This window comes from Bacillus spongiae (assembly GCF_037120725.1).
Classification (GTDB): domain Bacteria; phylum Bacillota; class Bacilli; order Bacillales; family Bacillaceae_K; genus Bacillus_CI; species Bacillus_CI spongiae.
The window spans coordinates 164,077-185,384 of sequence record NZ_JBBAXC010000002.1 but is presented as its reverse complement, the minus strand read 5'-3'; the positions used below and the strand labels follow the sequence as shown (position 1 = coordinate 185,384).

At 36.7% G+C, this 21,308-nt stretch carries 21 protein-coding genes; 5 read left to right on the top strand and 16 right to left on the bottom strand.

The window, feature by feature from the left end; translation table 11 throughout:
• Positions 1–8: 8 nt before the first annotated feature.
• Both WAK64_RS03045 and ylbD read right to left on the bottom strand, forming a co-directional pair.
• Positions 9–251, bottom strand: coding sequence for a YlbE-like family protein (locus WAK64_RS03045; protein ID WP_336585469.1), 243 nt, complete (start codon positions 249–251; stop codon positions 9–11).
• A 15-nt stretch (positions 252–266) separates the two neighbouring features.
• Complete coding sequence (gene ylbD / locus WAK64_RS03040; RefSeq protein ID WP_336585468.1) at positions 267–689, bottom strand: spore coat protein YlbD; 423 nt, start codon at positions 687–689, stop codon at positions 267–269.
• A 140-nt stretch (positions 690–829) separates the two neighbouring features.
• Between ylbD and WAK64_RS03035 the strand changes: the two genes are divergently transcribed.
• Positions 830–1,318 carry a PaaI family thioesterase gene (locus tag WAK64_RS03035; protein WP_336585467.1) on the top strand — a complete coding sequence of 163 codons (489 nt, stop codon included), beginning with the start codon at positions 830–832 and terminating at the stop codon, positions 1,316–1,318.
• A 31-nt stretch (positions 1,319–1,349) separates the two neighbouring features.
• Here the strand turns inward: WAK64_RS03035 and WAK64_RS03030 are convergent, their stop codons facing one another.
• Entirely contained in the window at positions 1,350–2,441 is a 1,092-nt protein-coding gene (locus WAK64_RS03030; protein ID WP_336585466.1) for a CAP domain-containing protein, read from the bottom strand.
• 61 nt (positions 2,442–2,502) lie between these two features.
• Entirely contained in the window at positions 2,503–2,916 is a 414-nt protein-coding gene (locus WAK64_RS03025) for a CBS domain-containing protein (protein ID WP_336585465.1), read from the bottom strand.
• 205 nt (positions 2,917–3,121) lie between these two features.
• Between WAK64_RS03025 and WAK64_RS03020 the strand changes: the two genes are divergently transcribed.
• Together WAK64_RS03020 and ytvI are read left to right on the top strand one after the other, a co-directional pair.
• Positions 3,122–3,481 carry a YugN family protein gene (locus tag WAK64_RS03020; protein ID WP_336585464.1) on the top strand — a complete coding sequence of 120 codons (360 nt, stop codon included), beginning with the start codon at positions 3,122–3,124 and terminating at the stop codon, positions 3,479–3,481.
• 122 nt (positions 3,482–3,603) lie between these two features.
• Positions 3,604–4,665: a sporulation integral membrane protein YtvI gene (gene ytvI, locus WAK64_RS03015; protein WP_336585463.1), complete on the top strand. Its 1,062-nt coding sequence runs from the start codon at positions 3,604–3,606 to the stop codon at positions 4,663–4,665.
• 61 nt (positions 4,666–4,726) lie between these two features.
• Here the strand turns inward: ytvI and WAK64_RS03010 are convergent, their stop codons facing one another.
• The 8 genes from WAK64_RS03010 to cyoE all read right to left on the bottom strand — a co-directional run bounded on the left by WAK64_RS03010 (position 4,727) and on the right by cyoE (position 12,787).
• Positions 4,727–5,899, bottom strand: coding sequence for a GNAT family N-acetyltransferase (locus WAK64_RS03010; protein WP_336585462.1), 1,173 nt, complete (start codon positions 5,897–5,899; stop codon positions 4,727–4,729).
• Between the two features lie 77 nt (positions 5,900–5,976).
• Positions 5,977–6,438 (bottom strand): DUF420 domain-containing protein, encoded by a 462-nt coding sequence (locus WAK64_RS03005; protein WP_336585461.1) that lies wholly within the window; start codon positions 6,436–6,438, stop codon positions 5,977–5,979.
• 158 nt (positions 6,439–6,596) lie between these two features.
• On the bottom strand, positions 6,597–7,505 hold the full coding sequence (ctaG, locus tag WAK64_RS03000) for a cytochrome c oxidase assembly factor CtaG (RefSeq protein WP_336585460.1): 909 nt from the start codon (positions 7,503–7,505) through the stop codon (positions 6,597–6,599).
• A gap of 319 nt (positions 7,506–7,824) precedes the next feature.
• The gene (gene ctaF, locus WAK64_RS02995; protein ID WP_336585459.1) at positions 7,825–8,157 is read right to left on the bottom strand and encodes a cytochrome c oxidase subunit IVB; all 333 of its coding nucleotides are present in this window, start codon (positions 8,155–8,157) and stop codon (positions 7,825–7,827) included.
• A gap of 4 nt (positions 8,158–8,161) precedes the next feature.
• Positions 8,162–8,794, bottom strand: a complete 633-nt coding sequence (locus tag WAK64_RS02990) for a cytochrome (ubi)quinol oxidase subunit III (protein WP_336585458.1) — start codon at positions 8,792–8,794, stop codon at positions 8,162–8,164.
• A complete protein-coding gene (gene ctaD / locus WAK64_RS02985) occupies positions 8,794–10,668 on the bottom strand; it encodes a cytochrome c oxidase subunit I (RefSeq protein WP_419465881.1) in 1,875 nt (624 codons plus the stop codon). Before ctaD ends, WAK64_RS02990 begins: the two co-directional genes overlap by 1 nt.
• A gap of 34 nt (positions 10,669–10,702) precedes the next feature.
• Complete coding sequence (gene coxB, locus WAK64_RS02980) at positions 10,703–11,773, bottom strand: cytochrome c oxidase subunit II (RefSeq protein ID WP_336585457.1); 1,071 nt, start codon at positions 11,771–11,773, stop codon at positions 10,703–10,705.
• 96 nt (positions 11,774–11,869) lie between these two features.
• Complete coding sequence (gene cyoE / locus WAK64_RS02975) at positions 11,870–12,787, bottom strand: heme o synthase (protein ID WP_336585456.1); 918 nt, start codon at positions 12,785–12,787, stop codon at positions 11,870–11,872.
• A 439-nt stretch (positions 12,788–13,226) separates the two neighbouring features.
• Between cyoE and WAK64_RS02970 the strand changes: the two genes are divergently transcribed.
• A complete protein-coding gene (locus tag WAK64_RS02970) occupies positions 13,227–14,129 on the top strand; it encodes a COX15/CtaA family protein (RefSeq protein ID WP_336585455.1) in 903 nt (300 codons plus the stop codon).
• A 77-nt stretch (positions 14,130–14,206) separates the two neighbouring features.
• Here the strand turns inward: WAK64_RS02970 and pyc are convergent, their stop codons facing one another.
• The 4 genes from pyc to glsA all read right to left on the bottom strand — a co-directional run bounded on the left by pyc (position 14,207) and on the right by glsA (position 20,362).
• Complete coding sequence (gene pyc / locus WAK64_RS02965) at positions 14,207–17,647, bottom strand: pyruvate carboxylase (protein WP_336585454.1); 3,441 nt, start codon at positions 17,645–17,647, stop codon at positions 14,207–14,209.
• A 38-nt stretch (positions 17,648–17,685) separates the two neighbouring features.
• Positions 17,686–18,906, bottom strand: a complete 1,221-nt coding sequence (locus tag WAK64_RS02960) for an FtsW/RodA/SpoVE family cell cycle protein (protein WP_336585453.1) — start codon at positions 18,904–18,906, stop codon at positions 17,686–17,688.
• Positions 18,907–19,046: 140 nt separating this feature from the next.
• The gene (locus WAK64_RS02955) at positions 19,047–19,328 is read right to left on the bottom strand and encodes an Fpa/YlaN family protein (RefSeq protein WP_336585452.1); all 282 of its coding nucleotides are present in this window, start codon (positions 19,326–19,328) and stop codon (positions 19,047–19,049) included.
• Between the two features lie 104 nt (positions 19,329–19,432).
• A complete protein-coding gene (gene glsA, locus WAK64_RS02950) occupies positions 19,433–20,362 on the bottom strand; it encodes a glutaminase A (protein WP_336585696.1) in 930 nt (309 codons plus the stop codon).
• A 181-nt stretch (positions 20,363–20,543) separates the two neighbouring features.
• Between glsA and WAK64_RS02945 the strand changes: the two genes are divergently transcribed.
• Positions 20,544–21,041: a peptidyl-prolyl cis-trans isomerase gene (locus WAK64_RS02945; protein ID WP_336585451.1), complete on the top strand. Its 498-nt coding sequence runs from the start codon at positions 20,544–20,546 to the stop codon at positions 21,039–21,041.
• Positions 21,042–21,308: the final 267 nt, after the last annotated feature.

The following is a 21,308-nucleotide window of genomic DNA, read 5'->3' as shown; positions in this document are numbered from 1 at the left end:
AACCAATTTTATTCGTCAGCGGCATTCATCGATTGGACCATGTTCATCATCATCGAAGCCATTTGTACACCATTCGAGAATTTTTGTATTTGATGAGGAATCGTTCTTTTATAATATTCCATTGCCGAGACTTGGAAAGAATTTATTTCTTCTGGATTTCTAGTGAGCTTTCGATACCAAATAGGTTGTTCTCGTAAAAAGCGTTTCAAATCTTCATTTGAATATATAATGTCTAATACTTCTTTTCTCATCTATACACCTCTTCCTTAATCTTTACGGAAAGAAAAGGGATTAGGACGTTCCTGAGGTTCGCTTTTCACTTGTGGTGTTGTTCCTCCAGTTGCTCCTCCACCGGATGAAAACTGAGTGAGAACGCCCTGAATAGCTCCTAGTGCTTGGCTTAGATTCGTTATATGCTGCTGTACTTGGTCAGGTTCCATTTTTTGAAGGATTCCCGTTATTTGCTCAAACAATCCCTTGCTGTCCTTCTCTTCTTTTTTATCTTCTTTTTCAGTATCCTCTTTTTTATACGAATTCCATTTAGGATCATCATCTCCAAGTAAATACCAATCTTCAAATAACTCCTGCCATGTTGATTGTCCATTCCTTACTTCTTTAACCAGGTTCGGATGCTGTTGAACAAACTCTTTAAATTCTTGTACAGAAGGATGTAACTGCTTTTGTTCCATGGGCAATGCCTCCTAACTCCCATAGGTTTCCTTACAATAACATATGACTTATAGAAAAGATTTGTGCCCAGTATCGCTTGACTAAAAATATTTTGATATGATGATGGTGGATTATGTCGAAATAATAATTGGAGGATTATATGAAAGAAAAAATACAAGCTCTAGTGGACCAATGCTTAATAAATGCTAGTGAAGAAGAACAAGAAACCCTACGTTCAATTTTAGATGGTTTTTTGAAAAAGAAAGAAAAACAGAATTCAACATACATTGGGGGCCTAATGCATATGGAGCGAGAATTAGGTGAGGATTTTTGTGAAGTAACCATACCTATTACCCCCCTCACGTATAATTCTTTAAACATGGTACATGGTGGGGTTACAGCTACATTAGTCGACTCCGCGATGGGAACGATAGCAAACTATATGCTACCAAAAGGTTATGGAGCGGTCACATCAAATTTACAAATCCATTACTTAGCACCTGGAATAGCCGGAAACCTACGTGCTACCGGAGAAATCATTCATAAGGGGAAGAAAACGATGATGGTCGAAGGAAAAGTCTATAATGACGACCAAAAAGTGATTGCTCATAGTACTGCTTCCTTTTTTATTATCAAAGCGCAATCTTAAGTATGACAGAAGAAAAAGAAAAAGCGGATGATTATTCCGCTTTTTCAATAAAGTTTTGACTGTAGTACTTTTTGTACACTCCTATCCCTAGATGTGTATATTTCTCTTCGAGTATTTCTTCTCTGTGAACAGAGGAATTTAGCCATACTTGAACAGTATCAGCACCGTCAATATAACCTGTTGCAATATTTTCCCCAGCAAGATCGAACAAAACTCCTTCTGTTTTGAGTCGCTCACTTAAAGTACCGAAAGTAGGAGAAACATGGTCAACATATTCCCCTTGGAACATGTCTTGGCTATGTTTCTTAGCTACCATTGAAACATTTTCATCCCCTTCTAACGATGAAATACCATAAATGTTTCGAATACTGTTTGTAATATCAAAAATTTGAGCTTCATTCCCTTTCTCAATTAACGCCCACTCTTCTTCTTCAGGCTCGTAATCCATCAGGTATCCACTATACACCATTTCATACGGTTGTTGAAGAATAAGCGTTTCCATATCCATATAACGAATACTAACAAGTGTTCCTGTTAATTGATCTAAATATACTTGCGCATAAATTCCGCCTAAATCAACTAACAACCTTGTATTTAAATCTTCTTCGGTTAATTCAAAACGATAAGATCCTTTTTCATCTTCAATAAAAATCTCTGATTCAATAATGGTGAACCGATATAGATCGTTCAAACTTTGTCCAATATCAAAAGGCGCTACATTAAGATTTGGTCCGAGTGCATATATTGTCACTATTTTTTCATCTTTAACTCCAATTTGCATATAGTCATAGGAACTATCGTTATACACCCACCATTCGTACCCATATGCAGAAGGATCCTTACGAGCTGGCTTACCGTATTGGTCAGTAAATGAAGCGATATCTTTTCCAATGAAGGTGGATAACCCTTCAGTTGGTCTTTCACCAATATTCTCAAAATTATCATCTACTACTAATTGATTATCTTGCTTTGGATCATTTAATTGAGGGTTTAGGATTGTCGATTTATTTTGGGACTGTATATTCATATAAATACTTATTAAGATAAAGAAAATAAGGGCGATAAAAACTCTGATAATTTTAATAACGTATTCTCTCCCTTCATTCGCACTCTTCCATCTCACATATTATTATACCATTCTCACGAAATATCGTTAAATTAAAAAATACCCTTTCAAGGGTATTTTAATGATTTTGCTCAGATATTTCATGTAAAGTTTCATCAACTTGATGAGAATTAGATTTAATAGAAAAGTCTCCCAACGACACAATCCCTATTAAGGCTTCATTATCTACAATTGGAAGCCGTCTAATTTGATGTTCTTGCATAATATTTAAAGCATCTTCCACTGTCGTATCAGCTGATACAGAATAAACATTTGAGCTCATCACCGTATCAATTTTTGCTGAACCAGGGTGCTTTTCAGCAACTCCCCTTATAACAATATCACGATCTGTAATCATTCCGACTAACTTCTTTCCGTCTAAAACAGGGATACTCCCAACATTGTGTTCTTTCATTAAAGCAGCTGCTTCATAAACATTGTCTAATACTGTGCAACACTCAACATCTTTTGTCATAATTTGATCAACATTCATCTTTCTTCCTCCTCAAGTAGTGACACATTCATAATTAGTCACTTAACTTTACTTTGTCCTATAGTAGGAAACAGTATTCACTATTCTTTCGATTAGTTTCCGTTATTCCTCATTGCAAGTAATGGCATTTTACACTATTATTAAAAGTGATGATTTTTTATTGAAATAAGAGAAATCTTTTCTGAATAATGTAGGAGGGAAAGTCATGAAAATTGAAAATACAGGAATTGAAAAATTAAAGGCTGACGTAAACCGTCTAGATGAAATTATGCGTTCACATGGGCTTGTAAGAGAAGGTCAATGGGATTATGAGCGTGTAACATATGATCGAAAATTTCAAATTAAAGAAGGTACCTTTTACTTACGTATACAAGGACATACGCTTGAAGGGGATGTCGGTGCTCATGATGCATCCATCCAACTAATGATTCCTTTATTAGGAAAGCACTATTACCCACATGGAGTAGAGTACGGAGATGGCGAACACTTCCCTCAGCACCTACAAAAAACATGTCAGCAAATCCTAACAGATGTGGTTAAAGAAGTTTCGGCTTTTGCCCATTAAGCTAATACAGCACAGAATTTACTGTGCTGTATTTTTATTCCTTATAATACTAGTTACTGTTCAATCCCCTTAAAATTGACTATAATAGAATATAGAGTTATGGATTAGAGAGGGGCTAGGCATTGACCAAAATTATAAACAAAAAAACAATTATTATCTCACTATTCATTATTGTTTCACTTATTATTTTTTATTACATTTTACCAATATCAGTCCCGTTAGTGGCTGCTTTTATCACTGCCTTATTTTTAGCACCCGCAGTGAATATGTTACAAAACAGAATGAAGATAAACAGAAAGCTATCCGTTTTATTAATCTTCTTTCTCTTTATTTTACTTATCGGACTATCTAGTTTCTTTGTCGTAACGAAAGTAGTGGGAGAAGGAATTAAGTTTGTTGATAATGCACCACAGTACTTAAAGGAGCTTTCGGACATTTGGGATGAATATGAAGAAAAATATAGCCATTATACAAGTGACCTTCCAGATGAAGTTGTTGAACGAGCAAAGGAAGATATAGATGGGTTTTTAGAGCAAACACAAGCTAATTTAACAGAAGATTATTTAAATCTTGGAAAAATTAGCGCTTTCCTTAGTTATATCCCCAACTACCTCGTTAATTTTCTTGTTTATTTGATTGCCTTGTTTTTATTTATGATTGACTTACCAAGGATTAGAGAAAAGTTTTACTCCCACTTAACAGAACGAACAGCAGATAAGGTACGGTTTATGACCTCACGTTTGTCCTATGTCGTTTTTGGGTTTTTTAAAGCTCAATTTTTAGTAAGTATCATCATCTTTTTTGTTTCGTTCATTGGGTTACTGTTCATTTCACCAGAGGTGGCTTTAGTAATGGCGGTCATTATTTGGTTAATTGACTTTATCCCTATAATTGGTTCAATTGTAATATTGGGACCATGGGCGCTCTTTCACTTAATAACTGGTGATATTGCTCTTGGGACGAAACTGGCTATTTTAGCAGCTATATTACTCGTTATACGACGAACAGTAGAACCTAAAGTGATGGGCAGCCATATCGGATTGTCTCCACTTTCAACCTTAATAGCCATGTTTTTTGGACTAAAATTATTTGGAATGCTTGGGTTTTTTATTGGCCCGATGATCTTAATCATTTTTAATTCAGCTAAGGAAGCTGGAATTATTAAATGGAACTTTAAAATATAATAGTAAAAGGTACCATCTCAATTTGATGACGATTGAGATGGTACCTTTTTTATAGGGAGTTTTAAAAGAAGTCAACAAAATACGGTTGATTTCCTGAAAAAACTTCATTCAATCGGGTAATTTCATCATCCTTACCTGTAAGGTAATCCATATCAGCTAATTCCCTTGCAGATTTGACTCCAAAGAGTAAAGCCGATAGAGCATTAATATTCATCGACACTCCTCTTTTTGGCTGAGATTGACATGATGGTGAATCTATTTCCTTTTGGAAAACATTGATTTCATTTTTAGATAGTAGAAATGTTTTATTATTCCACGGTGCGTGTGAATCAGTAATGTGCAAAAAGATGTTCTCTTCCTCCTTAACTGGTAATCGAAGGGATTCTAAACATTTTTGAACATCTACAACTCTTGCCATAAAATAAGGGTGTAATTCCGTTTTGACCTTAGGATTATGTAATAAAAATGGTAAAGGATCTTGATCATTTAGCATCAACTCTATATTTTCAACCATGGAATCATGTTGACATAAGAAATTCCACAAACCTTTTCTAGCTTCATTATTTAGTACAATCATCTCGTTTACTTCTAATCTTTTATCCTTTATGTCGTACAAAACATATCCTGTTGGGACCTTTTCTTTACTATAATAAATGGCAACGATTGATTCCCCTATTGTTCGATTCAGCCACCAATCCTTCGTTCTAATCAGCATGCCGTTAAATTGTTGGCTGTATAAATCATAGATTCCCATTAACTCCTCACTCTCATTTTTCGTTAATCTTCTAACTTCACCACTAACATTTGAAAATGGTTTCATATTTGTTTGATCAACAGTGACTTTATTGTAAGAGGAAAACAGCTCCCAACCGAATTTTCGGTAAAAAGGAATTGAAAATGGGTGTAATAATGAGATATACTGACCTTTTTCCCTCATTCTATTTAAAATAAATCGTAATGACTCATCTACGTACCCTTTACGGCGGTATTCAGGGTAAGTTGCTACACCTGCAATTCCCCCCATATTGACTTCTCTTCCGTGCAGCCATATTTTTAAAGGTAGTAAATGAAGCTTTGAAGCTAAGCGATTTTCTACTCTTATCCCATAAATTTCATGAGATAAAAAATCTTTAAAACGTTCTTCCCACTTTTCTTTCGGAACAATATATTGAAATGCATACATCGATAGCTTTAATACTTCCTGAAAATCTTCCTGTTCCAGTTTTTTAATCAATGCTATCCCTCCTAGATTTATTTATGCATAAGATACCACAATAAAAAAAGCTTGTCTTTAAAAGACAAGCAAATAAATCAAAATCCTAAAATGGCTTTAATAACAGATGTCGTCTCTCCTCCACGGTACAGAATATATAAAAGAGAATACACTAATACTCCGGTTGTAGCTGTAAAGAACCATACAATGGACGTTATAGGTCCTAATTTTTTATGACGAGCTAATTTATTACTATAGCCAGTCCATAAAGTAACTAAACCAAAGACTGCACCACTAGTAGCTAAGAAGATATGAAAAACTAAAAAGATTGTATAGTAAATCTTTATAGAATCGGGTCCTCCAAAAGCAGTATTTCCGACAAAAATCGTACGACTTGCATAAATGATAAAAAATATTAATGCAAAGAGAGCAGCTATGAACATCGTTTTTTTATGTTGCTCCACTTTCCGTTGCTTTATTTGATACCATCCTATCGCTACTGTTATCGCACTAAGAACAATAAATGTTGTACTAATCGTAGGTAAAATTGGAATATCCATCGATTAAAGTCCTCTCCCTCTTCGTATAGTTGAAGCATCTACGCCCCTATTTAACAATTAAATGCGTACAGTCATAATAAACATCAGAAATCAGGTGGTGCCTATACACCACCTGATTTCGACATCCCCCTTATGAAATGGGGCGCCCTTCTAACTAGTTAAATATACTCTGGATTATTATTAGCGTTTAACTCTTCATTAAATTTATCAGCTTCAGCCTGGTCATTTTTGAACCATTGGAAGAAAATTTGTGCCAATACTACGCCATAGACGATTTCTTGAATAATCTTCATCAACACTCCGCCTAATTGCTGATCTTCTTGCACAGGCATATTTGTAAAGAGCTGAGGCCCTGATAAGGTTAACCCTTCCAACGTGCTAGTAGGCACGCATAGGGCAAGTGCTTGCATCCATAAGGCGGAATCATAGTAGGTTGCATACATCGGTTGATCCGCAAAAATAATCAGGGCACAAGCTGGGGTTAGCAATACTCCATCCGCAAATAAATAGCCCACCTTCTTTAAACCACTTAGCTGATATTGGCCCGGTAGTTTGTTTATCATTGGCCACCACATACAAATGGCAACTAAAAATAAAGTAAAGGTATAGATCATATGAAGTGTTTCATCTACTTTAATGGTGTCAAAAATCAAAGGAATATGATAAAAGGAAAACATACCATTAAATAAGATAAGTGCGACAATTGGTTTTGTAAAAAATGAAAAAAGCTTGCTAATAACCGGCAGCTCAATTACTACTTTCCATAACCAATTCGGGATACTAATAATTAATAAAGGCGGAATGACTAAGTACAATATCGCCATTTGAATCATGTGAACAGAAAACATGATATGACCAAGTAAGTCAACCGGCGACCCTTTTACAATGTATAGTAATATCATTGCCACAATAAATGTAACCGCTTGAGATTTTTTTAACGGTTCACTATTTTTAAAGTCTTTACGCCAAACCGTTGTAATTAAAAAGAACACAACTGTCATAAATAATACTGCCACTAAAAAGAAAGGACTCCATAATGCTAGAAAGCCGAATATCTCTAAAGGCATAAGTATTCACCTCTTCATTTTGAATCATTCCTTATCTATTATACCGTTCCACCCTACTACGTTCAATGTAAGGTAATGACAAAATCATGAACAAAACACCCGTTGCAAATGAAAACTAGTCCCTGGAGATTATAAAACTAATCACAATGAAAACTAAGTGATTTCCTAAAGAACAGCATTATCACTCAAATCTTTTATTGAGGTTCTGATGATATGTGTGTACGTATGAGGCTACCTGTTCCCTATTTATTTCCTATGCAATAATAGTACCTTAAATCTTTTTCAAAAAAAGCCAACCGATTAACGGTTGGCTTCTTTATTAAATCCAGATAATTGTCACAAATGCAAGAATGGTTACAAAACCTACCAATACTCCAGAATAAAGGAATAATGCAGGGGCTTCATGGCCTTTGTGACTCATATGCATGAAGTAATATAATTGGAATATTACTTGAATAGCAGCTAACAACAGAATAAATGGAACGATAAACCATTTTGAGAAATCTCCTGCAACTGCAATAAATGCAATAAGTGTAAGGAAAATCATAATAGCAAACGATATGACTTGCATTCTCATATCTTCCGCGTTTTTCTTACGGCGATATTCATAGTCAACATTTGGGTTACCTGAGTTTGATTGTACGTTCGCCATTCGTTTATCCCACCAATCCCATTAAATATACTACTGTAAAGATGAACACCCAAACAACATCGATAAAGTGCCAATAAAGAGAAGCAACATAGAATTTTGGTGCATTATATAAATTTAAGCCACGCTTAGCATTACGAACCATCAGCGTTGTAATCCAAAGAAGTCCGAAAGCAACGTGTGCACCGTGGAATCCAACTAATGTGTAGAAGGCCGATCCAAACGCGCTACTCGTAAATGTATGGCCATATTCATGTACATAATGATAAAACTCATATACCTCTAATATTAAGAAAGCTAATCCTAATAAAACCGTTACTAAAAGCCAAGCTTGCATCCCTTTAAAGTTATAGTTCTTCATATGATGCATAGCGTAAACACTTGTTAGTGAACTTGTTAATAGTAGCATCGTTGCAACAAATACTAGTGGAAGATCAAACAACTCTGCTGCTAATTTTTGTTCAGTGCCAGGTTCAATTTTATCTTTTAAGGCAAGGTAAGTTGCGAATAATGATGCGAATAAAACCGTTTCTCCTCCAAGGAAAAACCAGAAGCCTAAAAACTTATTTTTCGCTTCAAGGGTCTGTTTTTCAGGCGAAGCAGGCCATGTTCTCGGCGTAAATTTTTCTTCAGCGTGCATTATGCCTTACCTCCCTTATCATTATTATCTTCTAATAAGTCTTCTTTATGAATGTGGTAGCCATGATCATCTTTAATAGAGCGAACAAACATTGCTCCTAAAGTGATAAGCATACCAATGATTAATACTGGAATTGCCCATGGTTTATCATCTATTTGGTACATCGCTCCAAACGCAGCAACAAATAATCCAAATGACATAATAAACGGTAAAATGGAGTTGTTTGGCATGTGAATATCCCCAATAGGCTCTGCTGGTGTCAATTCATTTTTTCCATCCATTTTTTCGATCCAGTATGCATCCAGCCCACGAATAAGTGGTAATTGCTTAAAGTTATAAAATGGTGGTGGTGAAGGAATAGCCCACTCAATTGTACGGCCATCTCCCCATGGATCATTGCCAACTTTCTCATTTTTAACCTGTGTCATGATAACGTTAGCTAATAAAATAATCACGGCAACACCCATGAAACCTGCACCGATGGAACTGATTAAGTTTCCTAAATCTAACCCTTGATCAGGCAAGAACTTCCAAATACGACGTGGCATTCCGATAAGGCCTAAGAAATGCTGGATAAAGAACGTTAAATGGAATCCAATAAAGAATAACCAGAATGCAATTTTTCCAAGGAATTCATTTAACATCGTACCAAACATTTTTGGCCAATAAAAATGAGTACCAGCTAGTAGTGCGAATACAACCCCTCCAACGATAACATAGTGGAAGTGAGCGACAACGAAATACGTATCATGATACTGATAGTCCGCTGCGGCACTTGATAGCATGATTCCTGTAACTCCTCCGGCTACGAAGGAAGGAATAAAGGCTACAGCATAAAGCATCGGTGTTGTAAATCGGATGCTTCCGCCCCACATCGTTAAGAGCCAGTTAAAGATTTTTATCCCTGTTGGAACGGCGATAGCCATTGTTGCAACAGCAAAGATTGCATTAGCAATCGGTCCTAAACCAACTGTGAACATATGGTGAGCCCATACCATGAACCCTAGGAAACCGATTAATACCGTTGCAAATACCATGGATGAATATCCAAACAAACGTTTTCTTGAGAACACCGGAATAATTTCTGAGAAAATACCGAATGCCGGTAATACTAAAATGTATACTTCTGGGTGACCAAAGATCCAGAAGAAATGCTCCCATATAATCGTATTTCCTCCCATACCTACATCGAAGAAATTCGAACCAAACATACGATCAAAGATTAGTAAGAATAATCCAACCGTAAGCGGTGGGAAGGCAAATAAGATTAAGGCAGATGTTACAAATGTAGTCCAAGAAAACAGTGGCATACGCATGTAAGTCATACCTGGCGCCCGCATATTAATAATCGTAACGAGGAAGTTAATCCCCCCGATTAAGGTTCCAGCTCCCGATATTTGCAGACCTAGTACGTAAAAGTCCACACCGTGAGTAGGAGATTCTAAAGCCAATGATGCATAAGAAGTCCAACCTGCATCAGGTGCTCCTCCTAAGAACCACGATAGGTTTAAGAAAAGTCCCCCGAAGAAGAATAACCAAAAACCTAATGCATTTAAAAATGGAAATGCAACGTCACGTGCTCCGATTTGTAAAGGCGTTACAGCATTCATAAACGCAAAGACAAGTGGCATTGCGGCTAAAAATATCATGGTCGTCCCATGCATTGTTAATAGTTCATTATAAAGATTTGCACTAACAAAGTCATTGTTAGGCACTGCAAGCTGAATGCGAATAATGAGGGCTTCAATACCACCGATAACGAAGAAGATTCCGCCTGCGATTAAGTAAAGAATCGCAATTTTCTTATGGTCTACTGTCGTTAAGTATTCCCAAATGGTACCGAGGAAGCCTTTTTTCTGTGCATAGCTACTCACAATTCTACCTCCCTTTTCAATCCTAATTGCGATATTATTCTAACACTTTTAAGCCCATTAAGTATTCTGCTAGAGCATCGAGCTCTTGTTCACTTAAGTATTCAAAATTAGGCATTTTATTGCCTGGTTTAAAGTCTTCAGGCTTTCTAATCCATTCTTTTAATGTTTCTTTGTCATGATCTAAGAACCCAGCCAATTGTTCACGTTCTCCAAAGTTAGCTAAGTTTGGACCTGCTCCACCTACTCCAGTCGTTGGTGAAACCGCATGACAAGCAATACAGCTCTCAGCGAAGATCTCTTGTCCTTGCTGTGCAACTTCAGATGTTGGGACCGTTTCTTCAGTCGTTTGCATAGCTGTTACCCAGCCATCGAATTCGTCACGATCCATCGTTTTTACTTTAAAGTCCATAATGGCATGTGATGGTCCACATAGCTCAGTACATTTTCCGTAAAATAGATTCCCAGCCTCATCTGCTTTTTCGCTATCGAACTCTAAATAAAATGTGTTGATATTATCAACGTTCGCATCTAGCTTTCCACCAGCTGCTGGAATCCAGAATGAATGTTTAACGTCAGAAGCAGTAATGTTGAAATAGACTTTTTCATCTGTTGGAACAATAAGGTCCTGCGCTGTAACAATCCCTAAGTCAGGGTACTCAAATTCCCACCAGTAAAGGTTAGCACGTACGTTAACGACAAGTGCTTCTCTATTTCCATCCTCATCCACCTTGTCCATACCCGATGTATCTGCAAGATTAAACGTTGCTGTAACAGTCGGAACAGCTAGGATGAGTAGCAAGATAATAGGAATGACCGTCCACACAATTTCAAGTGTATGACTTCCCTCTACTTGTTTTGGAATTTTGTTTTCGTCCCCTTTTTTACGACGGAAACGGATGATTGCAATTGCATAAATGATGGTTACAACTACAATTACTCCAACCATAATGAGTGTACTCAAAATCATTAAATCATATTGTGTTTGAGCAACTTCACCGGCTGGCTGTAATGTGGATAGAAATGCTTCTCCACAGCCTGATAAAATTAGCGTTAATGTAGCAAATAGTGCAATTAAACGCCCTTTTTTTTGTAGCCTTGCTTTCATAGCTTAATCAAACCCCTCTTTCGTTATATGTTCTGGTAAGTAAACAAGGACTGAAAGAATATATATGGATTTCTCAATAGAAAGAATTCCCGTTTGTTAAATAACGGTCACGATGACCATGCTGACAAAAACGATCGTTAAATAGTTTAACGAGTAAATAAAGTTAATTTTTGCCCATTTGATATCATCATTCATTTTGTAGCCTGCTAACGAAATGGCTAGCCAACCAACATTTAATAGAGTGGTTAGCACAACGAAGGTAATACCTAACTCCATTAGGAAAAATGGTAGTGGTAACAGGGCAATGACCCACGCGATAATATGCCTTTTTGTGACGGCAAACCCTTTTACAACTGGTAACATCGGGATGTTTGCTTTTCGATATTCCTCACACCGTCTCATCGCAATCGCATAGAAGTGTGGTGGTTGCCATATAAACATAATTAAAAATAATACCCACGCTGTTACACTTAAATTTGGATCTACAGCTGCCCAACCGATTAAAGGTGGTACTGCCCCAGATACACTTCCAACAATAGTGTTACTAACATATTGTCGTTTTGTCCACATTGTATATAAAACAACATAGCTGAAAACCCCAATTAATCCGATGATTCCCGCCATCAATGTTGTCATAAACAAGAGAATCGACCCTACTATGATGAAGCCAAAGCCGAGTGCAAGAACTTTTGCGGTACTCACTTTCCCTGTAACAGTAGGTCTACTCTTCGTACGTTCCATTAAATGATCTATGTCTCGGTCATAGTAGTTATTAATACTACATGAGCCAGCAACGATTAAAGAAGAACCTATTAAGGTAAAGAACATAATATCTAATGATTCTAAAAAGTGTGCTCCTGAAAAATAAAGAGCAAGCCATAGACCAGTGAACGTTGTTATTAAATTTGAGTTAACAATACCTATTTTTATCAATGCTAAGAAATCTTTCCACGCACTGGTTCGAGGTATATCGGCTTCATGGATTGAAGTTGTCAAAATACGACTATTTGACATATTCTCCCCCCTCCTAATCTGCGCATACTACCTTATACTATAAAGGAAATGACTTCTCTTTTCTAGGAAGTATACTAAATTTCATCAAGTACACGTAAAATCTGCGCATATTTCTCCATTATGAACATATTAAACCATAAATAATAAGACAATTGCGAAGTAATTATGAAATAATTATGGCAAAATTGTGTCCTACTATATTATAGAGGGATTTTCTCATAATACAATCCTCATTTTATCATAGGTTCTATAAAAACGCTTTCAATATTTTGACTTATCTCTTGCTTTTTATCTCTCCATCATCACTCCTACCACAGGATAGTAGCACAACTGTCACATTTTATTAGTTGAGTTTCCTGCCTATATTCTGTATCATTTAAAAATGTGACATTTATTTTTCTAGCAAACTATTCATAAAACGATTAAGTAGGTGACATTTTTGAATAAAGGAATTAAATGGCTTTCTGTCATTACGACAATCGGAATGCTATTCGTTTTACTAGGCGGTGCCCTCGTTACCAAAACAGACTCTGGTATGGGTTGTGGACAAACTTGGCCTTTATGTCATGGTCAATTAATCCCAGACGATGTTCCTCTTGAAACGATTATTGAATTAGCACATCGGGTAGTATCAGGTGTGGTTGGATTACTTGTTTTAGCTCTTTCCATTGCCTCTTGGAAAACGATTGGGCATATTAGGGAAACGAAATTTCTCTCACTTCTTTCCTTTTCCTTTTTAATGCTTCAAGCTCTGATTGGAGCAGCCGCAGTTGTTTGGGGCCAAAGTTCGTTTGTTTTAGCACTACATTTTGGAATATCACTTATTTCCTTTGCTGCTGTTCTTTTACTTACTCTTCTAATTTTTGAGGTAGACAAAAAGTTTGATGCTCGTAATGTAATCATAGACAAAAAAATGAAATTTCATATTTTTTCCTTAACTATCTACACGTATATTGTTGTCTATACTGGTGCTCTTGTAAGGCATACAAAATCCAGTTTAGTTTGTCCTGATTGGCCTTTATGTATTAATAATTCACCATCTTTACCAGGTAATCTACACGAATGGGTACAGATGGGGCATAGAGCTGCGGCAGGAATTGTTTTTATTTGGATAGCCTATATTACATTTCTAGCCATTAAACAGTATAAACATCAAAAAGTGATTTATTGGGGTTGGATTCTTGCCTTTATCCTTGTTACACTTCAAGTGATTGCTGGTGCATTGGTTGTTTTGACAAAATTATTTTTACCATTAGCGCTTGCGCATGCATTCTTTATCACATTATTATTTGGCCTATTATGTTATTTTATTTTACTTGCATCTCGAAGCAAAAGTATGTAGCTTACAATGGATAAACAAACCGTTTTTACACACAAAAGAGACGACCTATTAACTTAGCTAATAGGTCGTCTCTTTTTTTACCCTTTTTCAATTTCGATTAATAAATCTCCTGGTGAAATTGCTTCTCCTGTACTAACATGTAACTCTCTAATTATACCTGAGAAAGGAGCTTGTACAGTTGTCTCCATTTTCATCGCTTCTGTAATTAATAAATGATCCCCTTTTTGCACTTTATCGCCTTTTTCAACGATCACATTGATTACTGTACCAGGCATGGTAGCTCCAATATGGAAATCATTTTTCGGATTTGCTTTTACCTTACTTGAGGTTGTCGTTTTTACATTCTCATCCTTAATAACTACTTCACGAGACTGCCCATTCAATTCAAAATAGACGATTCGTGTCCCATCTGCTTGTGCTTGTCCAATGGATACTAACTTTACGATTAAAGTCTTTCCTGTTTCAATTTCGACTTCAATTTCTTCCCCTAATCTCATTCCGTATAAAAATGTTGGTGTATCTAACACGGAAACATCACCAAACTGGTCGACTGTTTGACAATATTCCATAAATACTTTCGGATAGAGTGAATAAGCCAATGCATCAAAGCTTGTCACTTGTCTGCCCAGGTCATGGAATAACTTTTCTTTTAACGCAGGAAAGTTTACCTCTTCTAATAATTCTCCAGGTCGAACCGTAATAGGCTCCCTTCCCTTTAAAATCACCTTTTGTAGTTCCTTAGGGAACCCACCATGAGGTTGTCCTAAGTACCCTTCAAATAATTCTACGACAGAATCAGGAAAGTCGATACTTTCGCCTCGTTCTAGTACCTCCTCTTCCGTTAAGTCATTTTGGACCATAAATAGGGCCATGTCTCCTACTACTTTGGAAGAAGGAGTTACCTTCACGATATCTCCAAATAAGTGATTTACACGGGCATACATTTCTTTGACTTCTTCCCAGCGCTCCCCTAAACCTACTGCTTTGGCCTGTTGCTGAAGATTGCTGTATTGTCCTCCAGGCATTTCATGTTCATATACTTCTGTATGAGGACTCATCATTCCACTTTCAAAGTCTTTATAGTATTTACGCACATCTTCCCAATAGTGTGAGAGACTCTCTAATGACTTTATATCGATTTGAGGTTCTCTGTCATTCCCCTTTAACCCATAATAAAGTGTATTCGCACTCGGTTGTGACGTTAATCCAGCCATCGTACTTAAAGCTGTATCAACGACGTCTACTCCAGCATCAATAGCTTTTGAATACATAAAGACTCCATTTCCACTCGTATCATGGGTGTGTAAATGAATCGGCAAATCTACTGTGTCCTTAAGCTCTGAAATCAATCGATAAGCAGCTTCAGGCTTTAAAAGCCCTGCCATATCTTTAATGGCTAACATATGCGCACCTTGATGTTCAAGCTCTTTTGCTAGTTGTTTATAATAATCAATATTATATTTTGCTCTAGTAGGGTCTAAAATATCGCCAGTATAACAAATGGCTGCTTCAGCGACTTTTCCTGATTGCCTCACAGCATCAATGGCTACTTCCATGCCTTTCACCCAGTTTAAGCTATCAAAAATTCGGAAAACGTCTATTCCAGCATTAGCTGATTTCTCAACAAACTCCCGAATAACATTATCAGGATAATTTTTATAACCTACCGCATTAGAAGCTCTTAGAAGCATTTGGAATAAAACATTCGGTACTTGCTCACGAAGCTTCAACAACCTCATCCAAGGATCCTCTTTTAAAAAGCGGTATGCCACATCGAACGTTGCTCCACCCCACATTTCCATTGAAAATAGGTTTGGTAAAAGACGAGAAGTTTGGCTTGATATTTGCGTTAAGTCATGCGTTCTAAGTCGGGTAGCTAACAATGACTGATGAGCATCCCTAAAGGTTGTATCCGTTAACAAGACTGATTTTTGATTTTTAACCCAGCTCATCAATCCTTCAGGACCTTGTTCATCCAATATTTGCTTCGTTCCAACTGGGATGTCTTTTCCCATTTCTACAATCGGGATTCTCGGTTGAGAAAAGACAGGCTTTTTTTGTTTTTCAATACTAGGAAAACCATTGACTGTAACATTGCCAATATAATTAAGCATTTTCGTCCCACGGTCTTTTCTTTTCGGAAACATAAACAATTCTGGAGTATCGTCGATAAAGGACGTATCATAATTCCCTGTACGGAAATTTTCATGTTTAACGACATTTTCTAAAAACGGTATATTTGTTTTAATCCCTCTTATTCTAAATTCCTGTAGGTTTCGAACCATTTTAGATGCTGCTTGTTCAAAGGTGAGTGCCCAAGTAGAAACTTTTACTAATAAAGAATCATAATACGGGGTTATAACTGCACCTTGAAAACTATTTCCTGCATCAAGGCGAACACCAAATCCCCCTCCTGATCGATAAACCATGATTCTTCCTGAATCTGGCATAAAATTATTTAATGGATCCTCTGTCGTTACACGCGATTGAATAGCATATCCATGGGTAGTGACGTCGCTTTGATGAGGAATGCCCACTTCCTTGCTATGTAAGGAGTATCCTTCTGCAATAAGAATTTGAGATTGGACAATATCTACACCCGTAATCATTTCTGTGATCGTATGCTCAACTTGAACTCGAGGATTTACTTCAATAAAATAAAAATCCTCACCCGAAATAAGAAATTCAACGGTTCCAGCATTTAAATAATCTACATTTTTCATCAACTTAACAGCTGCCTGACAAATCCTTTCTCGAAAGTCATTTGATAAACTTACGCTAGGAGCCACTTCAACAACCTTCTGGTGACGACGTTGAACAGAGCAGTCACGCTCATATAAATGAATCAAATTCTGATCTTTATCCCCCAGAATTTGAACTTCAATATGTTTTGGGTTTTGAATAAACTTCTCGATATACACCTCATCGTTACCGAAAGCAGCCTTCGCTTCCGATTTAGCCCGCTCGTATGATTCTTTTACTTGCTCTAGACTTTCGACAATCCTCATCCCTCGACCGCCGCCACCCAAGCTCGCTTTAATGATTAGCGGATAACCGTACTCTTTTCCAAACTCGATAACATCTTCTAATCCTTGAATAGGTCCTCCACTTCCAGGTATAACCGGAATATCTGCAAGTTCAGCCTGTTTCCGAGCTTTAACTTTATCCCCAAACATATTTAAATGTTCACTTGTTGGTCCAATAAATGTAATCCCTTCTTCTTCACAACGAGAAGCAAATTGAATATTTTCTGATAGAAATCCATACCCTGGATGAATAGCATCAACATTGGCAGTTTTCGCAATCGAAATAATCCCTTCAATATCTAAGTATGCATCAATCGGTTTCTTGCCTTCTCCTACTAAATACGATTCATCCGCCTTATAGCGATGGTACGAACCTGAATCTTCCTTTGAATAAATCGCTACTGTTCGAATATTTAATTCCGTACAAGCACGAAATACACGAATTGCAATTTCACCACGATTGGCGACAAGAATTTTCTTGATCTTTTTCAACTTAGCCACTCCCCTATGTTTGTTCTAGAAGTATTCTTTTACGCGTTGATAGAATACCCATTTTGACGAATTTTTGAACTTGAGTTCTTTTGACTCTTATCTTCTTTATATTTTTCTTCATACTTCGCAAACATGGAAACATTTACTAATAACCCCATTGACAATGACAAAACTATCAGTGAAGATCCACCAAAACTAATAAACGGTAAAGGGACTCCTGTTATTGGAATCAGTCCTGAGACGCCTCCAAGATTGATGAACGTTTGGATACCAATCATTGAACTAATTCCCACCGCAAGCATGGTCGCAAAAGGATCTTTACTTTTCATCCCTATATAAATTCCTTTTAAGACAATATACCCTATTCCTAGTATGACGAAGCTTACCCCTAATAAACCAAGCTCCTCTGAAATGATCGCCATAATAAAATCTGTATGCGGTTCAGGAAGGTAGCCTAATTTTTGAATACTTTCGCCTAACCCAACGCCTTGTATTCCGCCATTTCCAATTGCAAAATAAGAATTAATTAATTGAAGACCATTGTCCAATGGATCTAGAAACGGGTCGAAATAAGCATCGATTCTACCTAGTTTCTCTTCAGTTAAAATATCATCTTTTTTTAACCAAATCATGGGGGAAAACAGGACGGCAAACACTACCGCTAACCCTATCAGTTTGAATAAAGTTTTAATGTTCACCCCAGAGCATAAAATAACTGAACAGCCAATCGCAAAAATAATCGTAGCAGTTCCTAAATCTGGCTGAATAATGACGAGTGTACAGATAAAAATAAGAATGGCAATGGGCGGTGCTACCCCTTTGTTAAAATCATTTATGTAAGCCTGCTTTTTAGCATAAACGACAGATAAATAGATAATGATAGAAAGCTTCGCAAACTCCGAAGGTTGAATCTTAAAGCCTCCACCTAATGAAATCCAACTTTGCGCATTATTAGCACTTGCATTAGCTCCAATAAGCTGAACCGCAAATAAAGAACCGACCGTCAAGATTAAAATGGGGACTAGCACTTTATTAAATTTAAAAGCTTTATAAGGGAATACAGCCGCTAAACAAAACGCAACAAAACCTACCAATACATAGAGCAATTGTCTTTGATAGAAATAATCACTAGGAAGTTCATACTTTGTAACCGAAACCACCATGCTCGCACTATACACCATGACCACACCGAATAAGCAAAGTAGTGCATAAACAATAATTAATGAGTAGTCATAGGATTTCATAATCTTTTTAAACATTCAGATTTCATTCCCTTTTCTAAATATTATCATTCTATAATTTTTTTGCAAATCCTGCCTCATTTCTTAATTCCTTACTCTATTGTACAAAAAAACTCAAACAATCGCATCGTATTGTTTGAGCCTCTTATAAAAATAGATTATTTTCTTGTTGAAGCTTCATGCAAGGCAGATAGTTCACGCTCAAGCGAATCCATCAGTTCTTTTCCATCTTTATCATCAACCAAACCAAGACGGACAGCAAACTCAATTTCGCGCGACAACCCAAACATTTGAGTATCGAGCACTTCCTCATAAAGAGGACATTGAGGCATCGTTAAGTTATCCATCTGGACTTTGATTAGCTGTAAAATTTTCTCTGCATCGAGCTTTAATAATTCATAGGCTTTCTCGCGATGATTTATTGTCATTTCGGACGCCACAGTGATCCCCCCTGTTTCCGAGCAAATAGCCAATCCTACCAAAAATTTTATCGTGAAATGAATAAAATTGCAAGCGCTAGGAAAGGGATTTACAATTGAAAATGTTAAAAAATACTCCACTGATAACGGTCACTCATAAGCTGCACTAAATTTAAGCCAGCAATACTATTTCCTTTCTCATCTAGTGCTGGACCAAATACACCAATTCCACATTTATGGGGAACTGCTCCCATTATCCCTCCTGAAACCCCACTTTTGGCTGGAATCCCCACTTTAGTCGCAAATTCTCCTGAAGCATTATACATACCGCACGTTACCATAAAGGTTTTACATATTCTTGCTACATCTGACGGAACTTTAACCTCCTGCGTTACAGGATCTTTCCCCTCATTTGCAAATACTGCACCGATTGTAGCTAGTTGTGAGCAATTGATTTCAATGGCACACTGTTTTGTATATAAAAATAATAACTCTTCAATATCACCATGAATAATTTCGTATTGTTTCATAAAGAAACCTAAGGAACGATTTAAAAAGGCAGTATTAAATTCTGATAAGGCCACGTTTTCATTCCATGATACCTCTTCAATTCCTAATAATGATTGGACAAATTGAATAAATCCTTCCCATTTCTCGTAATGATCCTCACCCTTAAACATATTTGTCACAGCTAAGGCACCGGCATTTATCATCGGATTCAATGGTTTTGAAGGATTACTAGTCTCCAGCTTGACAATTGAATTGAACGGATCTCCCGTCGGCTCCATGCCAACGTTTGAAAAAACTTCATTTGGTCCATTCTCAATTAATACATATGCTAACGCAATCACTTTTGAAATACTTTGTAGAGTAAACTTCTTCACATAATCTCCTGCAAAAAATCTTGTCCCGTCTAAATAGCAAATGGACACAGATAAATCGTCAGGATTACTTTCCTTTAAAGCAGGAATATAGTCCGCAACTTTCCCATATTTTACAAATGGTCTTGCCTGTTCAACAAGCTTTGTAAGTTCTTCATTTGTCTTACAGCTTATCAATTTACTCACCCTTTCTACCTAACGAAACAAATCAACTTCCTATACAATAGGTTCCCCCTTTTCTACTAAGTCACTCATTTTGATTTAAAAGAGGATGAATTGATGAATTTCGTATGGTATGCTTATTCACGAAATGAGTAGGAAGCGCCTACACGAATGATGAAAGGGAGAGAACAAATTGGATAAGATTATTAACTTTGCAGGAAAAGTCAAATTCCCTATTACGATTGACCCCTCTGTTTGGATTTTTGATGATCGCAAACAAGAGTTAGAAAGTTTTTTCGAAGCAACTAACGAGACGAATAATGAATTAGAAACCTATACAAAAGCCATCTCCAAACATTGGTCACGAGAAATTCAAGAAGGGGCAACTTACCCACCAACGCTAAAAACTGAAAAAAAATATGAAAAGGAAAGGTTACTTACATCCACGTTTGCGATTGTTTTAAAGCCTTTTATTGAAAATGCTGCCCCTTTTGAAGAGGCAAAAACGTTTATTATCGAAACAGAAACAAACGAGTATGCTTTCCCATTAGAAGATGCGTATTCATTTATTCTTTGTTTTTCCTCTAAAGGGAAGCCTCTGCAAGATGATGGACCTGTTCACGTTTATTTTCAAGATGGTTCGAATAAGTCCAACCCCATTACACATGTAAAAACTTTACGAATAGAGTAAATTTTTGCACATTTCATTATTTAAAAACAAAAGAGTAAAACATATTGTCGTCAAAAGGGATGATGAACATTATATTCATCACCCCTTTTTTTCGTCTTAAATAGTTCGTTTATCATTTAAGCCCTCACTAAACTATTCCATGTTGACTTAAGGATTAGCGAAAAAAATCCGTTGCACGTCTGATAGCGTCCGGAAAGAAGAAATACATGGTTTCATTTGTCTTTTCTTTACTAAGCATCCCTCCCATCGTTTTAACTATACTCCCAC